Origin of the sequence: Streptomyces sp. NPDC059668 (assembly GCF_042734135.1) — a bacterium.
In the GTDB taxonomy this organism is placed as follows: Bacteria; Actinomycetota; Actinomycetes; order Streptomycetales; family Streptomycetaceae; genus Streptomyces.
Genome location: NZ_JBHWEL010000002.1, coordinates 244968 through 254416, shown reverse-complemented (window position 1 = coordinate 254416; position 9449 = coordinate 244968). Strand labels below are relative to the sequence as shown.

Below are 9449 nucleotides of genomic sequence, written 5' to 3'. Positions count from 1 at the left end.
TACCCAGCCCGTCCGGCGTTTGAGGACAAGGCCCTTAAGGCCGGACGGGGGTCTGGGGGCGGAGCCCCCAGGAACGGGATGGGACGGGTAGGGGCGGCGGGGGCGAGAATACGGGCGGGTCGCTCCACCCCCGTAGAATCACCGCGTGACCGCCGCCGACACCCTCCGCACCGCCCTCGCGGACCTGCTCGACGGGCTGCCGCCGAAGGCCGCCGCCCAGGCCGTCGAACGGCTGATCGTGAACTACCGGGGGACCACCCCGACCCACGCGCCGATCCTCCGCGACCGCTCGGACGTGGTCGCGTACGCCGCCTACCGGATGCCCGCGACGTTCGAGGCGGTGCGTGCCGCGCTGGAGGCGTTCGCGGACACGGTGCCGCACTGGGCGCCGGCGAGCCACGTGGACGTCGGCGGCGGCACGGGCGCCGCGACCTGGGCGGTGAACGCGACCTGGCCGGGCGCCCGCCCCGTGACCGTGCTCGACTGGGCCGAGCCCGCGCTCGCGCTGGGCCGCGAGATCGCCGCCACGAACCCGGAGCTGACTCCCGCGCGGTGGCACCGCACCCGCATCGGGGCGGCGCTCACTCTCGAGAGCACCGATCTCGTGACGGTCTCCTACGTCCTCGGCGAGCTCACCGCCGCCGACCGCGCCTCCGTCGTGACGGCCGCCGCCGCCGCGGCCGGGACCGTCGTGATCATCGAGCCGGGCACGCCCGACGGATACGCCCGGGTGATCGAGGCCCGCGACCGCCTGATCGACGCCGGGTTCCGCGTCGCCGCGCCCTGCCCGCACAGCGCGGCCTGCCCCATCGTGCCCGGCGAGGACTGGTGCCACTTCTCCGCCCGGGTCAGCCGGTCCTCCCTCCACCGCCAGGTCAAGGGCGGCTCCCTGGCGTACGAGGACGAGAAGTTCAGCTACGTCGCCGCCACCCGGCTCCCGGCGGACCCCGCCTCGTCCCGCGTGGTGCGCAAGCCGCAGATCCGCAAGGGGCAGGTGCTGCTGGACCTGTGCGGCCCGGACGAGTCCCTGCACCGTGAGACGGTGACCAAACGGCACGGACCGCTCTACCGCGCGGCCCGGGACGCGGACTGGGGCGACGCCTGGCCGCCCCCGGCCGAGGAGGACTGACACCCGGTGTCTCCACGGCCGCCCGGTCCCTCGCTCCACGACCTCACCTCAGTTCCTGCGTGCAGCACTTCACGCTGCCGCCGCCCTTGAGCAGTTCGCTCAGATCGATGCCGAGGGGCTCGAACCCCCGGTCACGGAGCGGCTCGAAGAGCCCGGTCGCGGCCTGCGGCAGCAGCACGTGCAGGCCGTCCGAGACCCCGTTCAGACCGAACGCGGCGGCGTCCTCGTCGTCGGCGGTCAACGCGTCGGGGAACAGCCGGCGCAGCACCTCGCGGCTGCCGGGGGAGAACGCCGGCGGGTAGTACATGATCTCGTCCGTCGTGTCGTCGAGGACGGTGAGCGCCGTGTCCAGGTGGTAGTAACGGGGATCGACCAGGTCGAGCCCGAGCACCGGGCGGCCGAAGAACTCCTGGGCCTCGCCGTGCGAGAGCGGGCTCGCCCGGAAGCCGCGCCCGGCGAGCAGGTACGAGGCGGTGACCGCGAAGTCGCCCTCGCCCTCGTTGATGTGCACCGGCTCGCGGACGTGCGGGAAGCCCTGGGCGCGGAACCACTCCAGGTGCGCCGCCGCCTCCGCCTCCCGCTCCCGGTGCGCGAACCGCGCGCCGAGCACCCGGCCGTCCACGACCGGCGCCCCGTTCGCGGCGAACACCATGTCCGGCAGGCCCGGGCGCGGGACGAGCTCCTCGACGGTGTGGCCCAGCGCGCGGTAGCGGTCCCGCAGGTCCTCCCACTGGGCGACGGCGAGCGCCACGTCGACCGGTTTGGCCGGGTCCATCCAGGGGTTGATGGTGTAGGTGACGCCGAAGTGCTCGGGCGCGCACATCAGATAGCGCCGGGGTGTGGCGCTGCGCAGAGGGTGCAAGGAGGGCTCCTCACGTGCCGCGGGGCGGATGATGCCCATGGTGCGCCGAGAGGCACCGTCCGGCTCGGTGGCGAACGGGTGGTCCCGCGGCGAGCCCCCACCCGCCGGGCCGAACGGGTGGTCCCGCGGCGAGCCCCCGCCCGCCGGGCCGAACGGCGGCGAGACGTCCCGTCTTGCCGACCTGTTAGGTTCGCCCCATGGCCCCGACGTCTCCCCAGCCCGTCCCGCCCGCCGGCCGGTCCGCCCCCGACTCCTCCCGCCGCAGCGAGAAGTCCCGCCGCGCGATCTTCGACGCGGCCCTCGCCCTCGTCGGTGAGGTCGGCTACCCCCGGACCACGATCGAGGGCGTCGCCGCCCGCGCCGGAGTCGGCAAGCAGACGATCTACCGGTGGTGGCCCTCGAAGGCCGCGGTGCTCCTGGACGCCTTCATGGACCTGGCGGAGCGCGCCGCCCGGGAGGCGGGACAGGAGTCGTACGAGATCCCGGACACCGGCGACCTCGCCGCCGACCTCAAACAGGTCCTGCGTGCCACCGTCGACGAGCTGCTGAACCCCGCCTTCGAGATCCCCTCGCGCGCCCTGGCCGCCGAAGGCCTGGTGAACGAACCGCTCGGCGTCGAGTTCGTCACCAAGCTCCTCGAACCCCAGCTCCAGCTCTACGTGAAGCGGCTCAGGTCCGCCCAGGATGCGGGCGGTCTGCGCCCCGACCTCGATCCCCGGATCGCTCTGGAGCTCTTCGTCTCCCCGCTGGCCCAGCGCTGGCTCCAGCGCACCGGCCCGATTTCGTACGCGTACACGGACACCCTGGTCGACTACGCCCTGTACGGACTCGTTCCCCGGGGATGAATCGCACTGAAGTGGTCGATCCCGTCTGATTCCGGCTCGTGGGGCTCTGGTCCCACCCACCCCGGATGCGAGCTCTGTCCACCCGGGGCGCAGGATGGTGGGACCATGGGATTGCCGGACGCTGTCGCGAAGGCGTCCGGGGGACGACCGCAACGGCCCGACCGCTGTCGGCACCACTGCTAGGCGAGGAGATCGATGAGCGCAGAGTTCGGCCGCCGCTCCGGCGCGCAGGGCAGGATCTCCCAGTGGCTGCGTGGTCGCCGTCCCAAGGAGATCGCCGACGACGGCGGGCGTGAGCGCCTGTTGCTCGCCGTTGCCGCCGCCGGGCTGCCGCTCGCGCAGGCCGCGTACCCCTCCGGCTACCGGTGTTCCTGTGACCGCGTCGGCTGCCCCACCCCCGCGCGCCATCCCGTGTCCTTCGCCTGGCAGACCCAGTCCACGACCGACCGCGCCCAGATCGAGCGATGGGTACGGCACCAGCCGCAGGCCAACTTCATCACCGCCACCGGCATGGTGCACGACGTGCTCGACGTGCCGGTCGACGCGGGCCGCGAGGCCCTGGAGCGGCTGCTCGCCGCCGGCGTCGAGGTCGGACCCGTCGCCGAGAGCGGTGACGGACGTATGTTCTTCTTCACGCTCACCCGCGGTACGCCCGAGGACGAGGACGAGTGGTGGCCCTGCGAGCTGGACTCGCACCCCGAGACGACGGACGAACACCCCGGCCTGCGCTGGCACTGCCGTGGTTCCTACGTCCTCGTCCCGCCGGCCCAGCTCCCCGGTGATCTGACCGTCGACTGGCTGCGCGGCCCCGAGCACCCGCTCCCGGACCCGCTGAGCCTGCTGGAGGCCCTGACGGACGCCTGCGCCCGTTACGCGGGGGAGAACGAGTCCGACCAGCTGGCCGCCTGGCCGCACCGCGGCTAGCCGTCGGGGCCAGGCCCGCCGCGACCGGACCCACCAGGGCGGGACCCGCGGCGACCCGACCCGCGGCGACCGGACCCGCCGAGGCCGCCCCGGCGGGTGTCACGGGCCGAGCCGTCAGCCGCCCTTCGCCGCCGTCAGCCCCTCGACCCGGCCCAGTACCGTCACCCGCTGGTCCTGAGCACCCTTCGCCGGGTCCAGGGCCGCCTGGTTGGAGACGAACCCCAGGGTGAGGGACTGCTTGACGTCACCGGTCGTCAGAGCCTTGACGTCCGCGTTCTGCGCGGGAAGGTCGGTGCCCCGCGCGGCGGTCTGCTTCTCGTAGCGCTGTGTGGTGAAGAAGACCAGCGCCCCGCCGTCCGCGGTGCGCAGCCCGACCGGGGCGTAGTCGCCCGATGTCAGCGGCTCGTCGATGTACTGCCGGGCGAGACCGGGCCTGCTGGCGTTCCGGCCGCGCAGGGCCCGCCACTGCGAGGTGTGGACGCCCGGTGCGAACGTCTCGCCGCCGCTCTTCAGATACGTCGCGTAGGCCTGGCTCAGCTTCTCCGGACCGACGGCCAGAGCCGCGTCGTCCGCCGTGACGGGCTGCGCCCAACCGTCCTTGTCCTGCTGGAACTTCGGCACGTCGGCGCCGGCCAGCACGGTGAGGTACGAGGCCTGCCACACGTCGTCCGCGCTACCGCGGGTGAAGACGAGGAGCCAACGGCTGCCCGCCAGACCCTTGTTGGCCGCGGTGTCCGCGACGAACCAGCGCGGCCAGCCCGCCTTCGCGGGGATGGCGAACTTCGCGTCGCTGAACTCCAGTGGCGAGTACCCCGGGTTGCCGGCCGGGTTGTTCTGCCGGCCGGCCCTCAGCTTCGCGCCGTCGATGGCCCCGAGGGCGCCCGTGACGCGGTCCGCGTCCAGCGAACGGTCGTTGGCCTTGTCCGCCTTGTTGTACGCGGTGGTGAAGTCGGCGAGGGCGCGGGCGGCCTCGCCCCGCGTGGCCGTCGGGACGACCTCCCGCTCCCCGTGCACCACCACGCAGCCGCTCGCCGTCACGGACAGGACGGTCACCGCGCCCGTCGCCAGGGCGAGACGGTGGTGACCACCAGGTCCGGGACGGCGCAGCGCCGCCCGCGCAAGGCTAAGAAGTCTTCGAGGGCTGCGACCCCTGCGATCCCTGCTCATCAGGTACCTTCACCTTCCCCTTCCCGGAGGCGAACCCTACCGGGGCGAGGAAGATCGCGAGGGTCGGGACCAAGTAGAGCGCCCACACCGTGATCTGAAGGACGGTCGGATCGGGCTGGAAGTTGAAGACGCCCTTGAGGAGGGTGCCGTACCAGCTGTCCGGCGGGATCGTGCCGCTGATGTCGAAGGCCAGGTTCCGCAGTCCGGGGATCCAGTCGGCCTCCTGCAGGTCGTGCACGCCGTAGGCGATCACGCCCGCGGCGACCACGACCAGCATGCCGCCGGTCCAGGTGAAGAACTTGGCGAGGTTGATGCGCAGGGCGCCCCGGTAGAAGAGCCAGCCGAGGAACACCGCGGTCGCCAGGCCCAGGGCGACACCGATCAGCGGGCGCGGCGTGCCGTCGCTCGCCGCGTGCACCGACGCCCACACGAACAGCGCGGTCTCCAGGCCCTCCCGGCCGACCGCCAGGAACGCGGTCGCGACCAGCGCGCCGGTCCCCATCGCCAGCGCGGCGTCCAGCTTTCCGTGCAGTTCGGACCTCAGATGCCGGGCGGTGCGCCGCATCCAGAAGACCATCCAGGTCACCAGGCCCACCGCGATGATCGACAGCGAACCGCCGAGCGCCTCCTGCGCCTCGAACGTCATCTCCTGGGAGCCGAATTCGAGCGCGCAGCCGAAGCCGAGCGCCAGCAGGACGGCGACGGCGATACCGGTCCAGATGGGCCGCAGGGCGTCCCTGCGACCCGTCTTCACCAGGTAGGCGATGAGGATGCAGACGACGAGGCTGGCCTCCAGCCCCTCACGCAGGCCGATCAGATAGTTGCCGAACACGGCTACGCCTCCCTGGAGAACAGCGTGCGCCCCCACCAGTCGTCCTTGTCGCGGACGCCGGGCGGGACGGCGAAGACCGCCGAACTCACGTGCTGGATGTACTCGTTGAGCGCGTCGGAGCGCGAGAGCCGGCGCTGCACGGGGATGAACCCCTTGCGCACGTCACGCTGGTAGGCGAGGAAGAACAGCCCCGCCTCCAGCCGGCCCAGACCGTCGGTGCCGTCCGTGAAGGAGTAGCCGCGGCGCAGCAGCGTGATCCCGTCGTTGGACTCGGGATGCGCGAGCCGGACGTGCGCGTCCGGCTTCATCGCCTTCAGGAACGGCTCGTCGCGCTCCTTCGCCTTGCCGACCGGAGCGCCCTCGCCCTTGTCCCGGCCGAACACGTCCTCCTGCTCCTGCAGCGAAGTCCGGTCCCAGGTCTCGATGTTCATCCGGATGCGGCGCGCCACGAGGTACGAGCCACCGGTCATCCAGGCCGGGCCGTCGCCCTCGCCGACCCACACGAACTTCTTCAGCCGCTCCGGCTCGGTGCCCGCGATGTTGCGGGTGCCGTCCTTGAAGCCCATCAGGTTGCGGGGGGTCTGCGCGTCCGGCGTCGTCGACGAGGTCTTGCCGAAGCCGAGCTGCGACCACCGGATGGCGACCTTGCCGAAACCGATCCGGGCCAGGTTGCGGATCGCGTGCACCGCGACCTGCGGATCGTCCGCGCAGGCCTGGATGCACAGGTCGCCGTTGCTGCGCGTCGCCTCCAGGTTGTCGCCCGGGAACTTCGGCAGGTCGACGAGTGCCTCCGGGCGCTGCTGCGCCAGGCCGAACTTCTCGAAGAGCGACGGCCCGAAGCCGATGGTCAGGGTGAGCCGGGTCGGCTTGAGGCCCAGCGCCTCGCCGGTGTCGTCCGGCGGCGCCTCGGCCAGGCCGCCGTAGGCGCCCTCGCCGACCGGGTGGCCGCCGGTCATACGGCGGGCGGCCGCCGTCCAGTCCTTCAGCATCTGCGTGAACTCGGCGCGGTCGTCGGTCTTCACGTCGAACGCGGCGAAGTGCAGCCGGTCCTGCACCGGCGTGGCGATGCCCGCCTGGTGCGTGCCGTGGAAGGCGACTGCGGCGCCGGTCTCGGCGCCCGCCGGGTCCACGTCGTTCCCGGTACGGGTCATCGCCACGGCGCCCCCGGCCGCGGCGGCACCGAGCGCGAGCCCGGCACCGCCCCAGCCGATCAGTGAACGCCGCGACGGCGCGGGCCCGTCGGTGGATTCGGTCCTGTCGGTCGTCACGATCGCCTCGCTTACTTGACCACGGCCGCGGCGAGCTTGGAGAGGGGCTCGGCGAGCGCGTTGACCGCGTCCGAGAGCTCCTTGCGCTGGTCCTTGGTGACCTTGTCGTACGACACGAAGCCGTTCTGCGCCTTGTCCTTCGGATCGTTCGAGCGGTACTTGTCGAGCAGCGTGTTCAGCGCCGTGAACTGCTTGTCGAGCTCGGTGGTCAGCGCCTTGTCGTTCTCCTGCGCGACCGGCTTGAGCAGCTCGTACGACTTCTGCGCACCGTCGACGTTGCCCTTGAAGTCACTGAGGTCGGTGTGCGAGTAGCGGTCCTCCTCGCCGGTGACCTTGCCGGTGGCGACCTCGTCGAGCAGCTCCTTGGCACCGTTGGCCATGGAGGTCGGGGTGATCTCGGCCTTGCCGACCCGCTTCTGCCAGTCCTTCAGGTCGGTGACCAGCTGGTCGGCGAGGGTCTTCTGCTCGGCGCCGATCTTCTTGTCCGCCCAGAGGGACTTCTCCAGCGCGTGCCAGCCGGTCCACTTCTGGCCCTTCTCCAGGCCGTCGGCGCGGGTGTCGGTCTTGGGGTCGATGTCGCCGAAGGACTCGGCGATCGGCTCGGTGCTCTCCCAGCCCACGCGGGAGGCGGCGAAGGCCTCCTTGGCGGCCTCGATGTTCCCGGCCTTGACGGCGTCGGCGAACGTCTGCACCTTCGGGATCGTCGCGTCGGCCTGCTCCTGCGCGTACTCGCGGTAGGCGGCGACGGCCTTGTCCAGGCGCGGGTCGCGCTTGGCGACCTTGCCGCCGGTGACCGCGAGCTTCTGGCGGACGCCGAGGCCCTTCATGCCGGGGCGGCAGGCGATCTGGTACGAGCCGGCCTTGACCTCGGCGGTCAGCGTGTACTTGGTGCCCGGGCCGATGTTCTCCTTCTCGGAGACGATCCGGTCGTCCGGGAAGAGGATCTCGACCTCGGTGGCCTGCGAGCCCTTGTTCTCTATCTTCAGCGTGACCTGACCGGCCGGGACCGACTTCGTCGAGGTGGTGCACTTCGAGTCGGCGGCGGTCACCTGGATCGCGTCGCCGTCCCCGGCTTCACTCTTCTCGGTGCAGCCCGTGACGGCGGCCAGAGCAGCCGCGGTGGCGGCGGCGGTGACAACTGAGAGTCGGACGGCTCGCATTCAGGCTCCAGGAGAACGAGGGACGAACGACGCGGCGGGAACCGCGCCCGTATGGTGAGGCTGGCCTAACTTACCTGAGGCATACCTCAGTGATACCCGCGCGTCCAGTGATTCAGCTCTCACGCTCGGCACACGGACACGGCCGGATCACGGTGGCTCAAAGCAGATGTCACAGTGGGGTCAAGGGACGGTCAAGGGTCGGGCGGGCCCCAGTCCACGGCGCTCTCCTTCCCGTTCACGGTCGAGGAGGCCGTACGGATGGGCCTCGCGCCCTGGGCGGGCGCCGTGGTGGTGGTGCTGAGCGCCGGCCGTGTCGCGGCCGCCGGCCCGCCGGCCGAGGTGTGCACCGGCCGGTTGCTGAGTGACGTCTACCGCCAGCCGGTCGAGGCGCTCGCGCGCCCGCGGACCGGTGCCGTCCTGGTGACCCCCACGGCCCGGCGCAGGGCGAGTTCGGGCGCCGTCCACTCCGCTGCCGGGCGCCCGTGGACCCGTACGACCCCCGCGCCGGCGCGCAGGGTCGACTTCCCCGCCCCGTTGGGGCCGGCCGGGGCGAGGACGTCGCCCGCGCGGGCGGTGACGTGCACCCCGCGCGGCACCTCCCGGGCGCCGAGGCGGACATGGAGCCCCTCGGCCTCGGCGAGGACGTCCCCGGCGGCGGCCGGGGCGGGGGGCGCGGGGCGCGCCGTACGCGGGAACCTCATGCCCGACCTCCCGGTCCGCGACGGGTCCTGCGCAACAGCCAGAAGAAGAACGGGCTGCCGAGCGGGGCGGTGAGCACACCGAGCGGGAGTTCGGCGGGCCGGGCGACCGTCCGGGCCGCGAGGTCGGCGCCCAGCAGCACCACCGGGCCGCCCAGGGCGCTGCCCGGGATGAGGAACCGGTGTCCCGGCCCCGCCGCCCTCCGCGGCGGATGCGGCACGACGAGCCCGACGAAGGCGACGATCCCGGAGGCGCTGACGGCCGCGGCGGTGAGCCCGCCGGGTCCGCTCCCGGTCGGCAGGCGGTCGCGGTTCGTATGATGTTCAATGCCCGCGTGACTGATTACGACGTGCTGCGGGTGTTCTGCGGACCCGACGGCGGCTACGGCAACGAACTCGGTGTCGTGCGTGAGGGGTCGGTGCTGCCGGACCCCGAGGACCGTCAGGCCCTCGCGGCCAAACTCGGTTTCAGCGAGACCGTCTTCGTGGGCCGCCCCCCCCGCGGGGGGGGCGCCCTAGAAACCCCCCCCCCGCCCCCGGCCCGAGCCCGGCCCACCCCGGCGC

The 9449-nt window shown here is 72.5% G+C and carries 8 protein-coding genes and 3 pseudogenes; 4 read left to right on the top strand and 7 right to left on the bottom strand.

Features of this window, described 5'->3' with window-relative positions; translation table 11 throughout:
- The first annotated feature begins 145 nt into the window (after positions 1–145).
- Positions 146–1129, top strand: coding sequence for a small ribosomal subunit Rsm22 family protein (locus ACFV2J_RS03635; RefSeq protein ID WP_385437177.1), 984 nt, complete (start codon positions 146–148; stop codon positions 1127–1129).
- Between the two features lie 43 nt (positions 1130–1172).
- On the opposite strand, the gene ddaH is transcribed toward ACFV2J_RS03635, so the two are convergent.
- Positions 1173–2030: a dimethylargininase gene (gene ddaH, locus ACFV2J_RS03630; RefSeq protein WP_385093149.1), complete on the bottom strand. Its 858-nt coding sequence runs from the start codon at positions 2028–2030 to the stop codon at positions 1173–1175.
- Positions 2031–2188: 158 nt separating this feature from the next.
- Between ddaH and ACFV2J_RS03625 the strand changes: the two genes are divergently transcribed.
- Positions 2189–2836 (top strand): TetR/AcrR family transcriptional regulator, encoded by a 648-nt coding sequence (locus ACFV2J_RS03625; RefSeq protein ID WP_385093152.1) that lies wholly within the window; start codon positions 2189–2191, stop codon positions 2834–2836.
- A 195-nt stretch (positions 2837–3031) separates the two neighbouring features.
- A complete protein-coding gene (locus tag ACFV2J_RS03620; protein WP_385093155.1) occupies positions 3032–3760 on the top strand; it encodes a bifunctional DNA primase/polymerase in 729 nt (242 codons plus the stop codon).
- A gap of 114 nt (positions 3761–3874) precedes the next feature.
- On the opposite strand, the gene ACFV2J_RS03615 is transcribed toward ACFV2J_RS03620, so the two are convergent.
- From ACFV2J_RS03615 to ACFV2J_RS03590, 6 genes and pseudogenes are all read right to left on the bottom strand, one after another.
- Positions 3875–4927 (bottom strand): hypothetical protein, encoded by a 1053-nt coding sequence (locus ACFV2J_RS03615; RefSeq protein WP_385093158.1) that lies wholly within the window; start codon positions 4925–4927, stop codon positions 3875–3877.
- Positions 4884–5759 carry an iron uptake transporter permease EfeU gene (efeU, locus tag ACFV2J_RS03610; protein ID WP_385093161.1) on the bottom strand — a complete coding sequence of 292 codons (876 nt, stop codon included), beginning with the start codon at positions 5757–5759 and terminating at the stop codon, positions 4884–4886. Before efeU ends, ACFV2J_RS03615 begins: the two co-directional genes overlap by 44 nt.
- Before the next feature lie 2 nt (positions 5760–5761).
- Positions 5762–7027 carry an iron uptake transporter deferrochelatase/peroxidase subunit gene (gene efeB, locus ACFV2J_RS03605; RefSeq protein ID WP_385437173.1) on the bottom strand — a complete coding sequence of 422 codons (1266 nt, stop codon included), beginning with the start codon at positions 7025–7027 and terminating at the stop codon, positions 5762–5764.
- An 11-nt stretch (positions 7028–7038) separates the two neighbouring features.
- Complete coding sequence (gene efeO / locus ACFV2J_RS03600; RefSeq protein WP_385093170.1) at positions 7039–8187, bottom strand: iron uptake system protein EfeO; 1149 nt, start codon at positions 8185–8187, stop codon at positions 7039–7041.
- A 428-nt stretch (positions 8188–8615) separates the two neighbouring features.
- A pseudogene (locus ACFV2J_RS03595) lies at positions 8616–8888 on the bottom strand (hemin ABC transporter ATP-binding protein); the annotation flags it as partial.
- Positions 8885–9160 (bottom strand): annotated as a pseudogene (locus ACFV2J_RS03590) (iron chelate uptake ABC transporter family permease subunit); the annotation flags it as partial. The pseudogenes ACFV2J_RS03590 and ACFV2J_RS03595, both read right to left, overlap by 4 nt.
- A gap of 60 nt (positions 9161–9220) precedes the next feature.
- Here ACFV2J_RS03590 and ACFV2J_RS03585 point away from each other — a divergent pair.
- Positions 9221–9449 (top strand): annotated as a pseudogene (locus ACFV2J_RS03585) (hypothetical protein); the annotation flags it as partial.